The following is a 1,691-nucleotide window of genomic DNA, read 5'->3' as shown; positions in this document are numbered from 1 at the left end:
GGCTGGGGCGATCGCCGGCATCGGCGCAGCGACCGCCACCGCGGACGCGTGCGGTTTCGCGCTCGGCGCGTGGATGCTGTGGCGGCTGCGGCCGCGCGGCCTTGCACCGCTCGCGGTACGCGCGCTTGCCGACCGCGTCGCGCTCAAGCGGCTGATCGCGCTCAATCGCGACATCTTCCTGCGCACGCTGTGCCTGCTCGGCGCGTTCGGCTGGTTCGCGCATCTCGGCGCGAAACAAGGCGACGCGACGCTCGCCGCGAATGCGCTACTGCTGAATTTCCAGACCTTCATGGCGTACGGCCTCGACGGCTTCGCGCATGCGGCCGAGGCGCTCGTCGGCGCGGCGGCCGGCGCGCGCGATCGCCGCGCCTTCCGGCAAGCCGTGCGCGTCACGCTGTTCTGGTCGGCACTCGGCGCGCTGCTGTTCGCGCTCGTTTACTGGGCGGCGGGCGGCTGGATCGTTGCGCGCCTGACCGACCAGGCCGAGATCCGCGCCGTCGCGCTGCGCTACCTGCCGTGGGCCGCGATCTCGCCGATCGTGTCGGTCTGGGGTTTCCTGCTCGACGGCGTGTTCATCGGCGCTACGCAGACGCAATCGCTGATGCGCGCGATGGTCGTGTCGTTGTCGATCTTCGTCGCGGCCACGCTCGCCGCCGTCGGCATGTTCGGCAATCATGGCCTCTGGTTCGCGCTGCTGCTGTTCATGGCGGCGCGCGGCGCGACGCTCGCACGCTACCTGCCGGCGCTGTTGCAGCGCGTTGGCGCCGAACCGCAGGCCGCGCCTGCGGCCCGCGCGTGACTACGGGCCCGGCCGACCGTTACTGCTGCTGCACGGGTTTCGGCGGCGGCGCGTCGAGCATCGACGGCGGCGTCATGTCGGTCGGCACGCCGTGATAGTCGGCCGGATCTTCCGGCGGGTGACCGCGGCGGGCCTGACGAGGATCGCTGCTGCAGGCGGCAAGAAGGGATGCGGCCAGCACGGCCAGCACGAAACGGGTCATCAGGTAGGGCTCCGGAAAACGGCGCGCCCATCGCACGCCGGGACCGCGCCGAGTCTAGCGGAAATCCGGTTTCGGGGTTGCGCCGCGCATGTCCTACTATGTACGCATGGCGCTGTGCCGTTGAAAGGAGGCTGCCATGTCGTCTGAGGAAATTGCGGGCCTGATCGGCCTGTTCATCGGTCTGATGGTGCTGGTCGCGCTGTCGTACTTCGAGTCGCGCGAATACAAGCGCAGCCACGAAGGCGAAGGGATGATCCACCACTGGATGGCGGAACACCACCTGCTCGACTGGCGGCGCAAGCACTGAGCGCGCCGCTGTCGTCCGGCCCTCCCACGGGCCGTCCCAGCCGTGCCGCCCTGCGGCACGGTGGTCGTTGCGTGTCTCTGAAATTATCGGGGCCCGATACGCAGACACGGGCCGGATACACGAACGCCGTCGTGCGGCAGCTACCGCGCGACGGCGTTTGCTTGCGTGCGCCCCGCCTCGGAGGTGCGGCGCGATTCGGATCGCTCAGCCCAGGAAGTGGCGGGCGTAGCGCGCGTTGATGTCCGACAGACGGAACAGCGTCAGGAAATCCGCGCAGTTGAAGTCGGGATCCCAGGCCGGGGCGCCGCAAATCTTCGCGCCGAGACGCAGGTAACCCTTGATCAGCGGCGGCGGTGCGACGACGGTGCCCGTCTGCAGTTCAT

Annotated in this window: 3 protein-coding genes and 1 pseudogene; 2 read left to right on the top strand and 2 right to left on the bottom strand. The window is 69.5% G+C overall.

The window, feature by feature from the left end:
- On the top strand, positions 1-799 hold a 799-nt coding region (locus JMF90_RS36060; RefSeq protein WP_268906097.1), incomplete at its 5' end, for an MATE family efflux transporter.
- Positions 800-818: 19 nt separating this feature from the next.
- Here the strand turns inward: JMF90_RS36060 and JMF90_RS36055 are convergent.
- A complete protein-coding gene (locus JMF90_RS36055) occupies positions 819-1,001 on the bottom strand; it encodes a hypothetical protein (RefSeq protein ID WP_011545098.1) in 183 nt (60 codons plus the stop codon).
- Positions 1,002-1,137: 136 nt separating this feature from the next.
- On the opposite strand from JMF90_RS36055, the gene JMF90_RS36050 reads away from it, so the two are divergent.
- On the top strand, positions 1,138-1,308 hold the full coding sequence (locus tag JMF90_RS36050; RefSeq protein ID WP_006476323.1) for a hypothetical protein: 171 nt from the start codon (positions 1,138-1,140) through the stop codon (positions 1,306-1,308).
- A gap of 204 nt (positions 1,309-1,512) precedes the next feature.
- Here JMF90_RS36050 and JMF90_RS36045 read toward each other — a convergent pair.
- Positions 1,513-1,691, bottom strand: a pseudogene (locus JMF90_RS36045) (GNAT family N-acetyltransferase); the annotation flags it as partial.

The sequence above is a fragment of the Burkholderia sp. E168m23 genome, assembly GCF_016586125.1.
Lineage (GTDB): Bacteria > Pseudomonadota > Gammaproteobacteria > Burkholderiales > Burkholderiaceae > Burkholderia > Burkholderia orbicola.
Note: the sequence above shows the minus strand (reverse complement) of the source record. Positions and strands in the feature narration are given on the sequence as shown.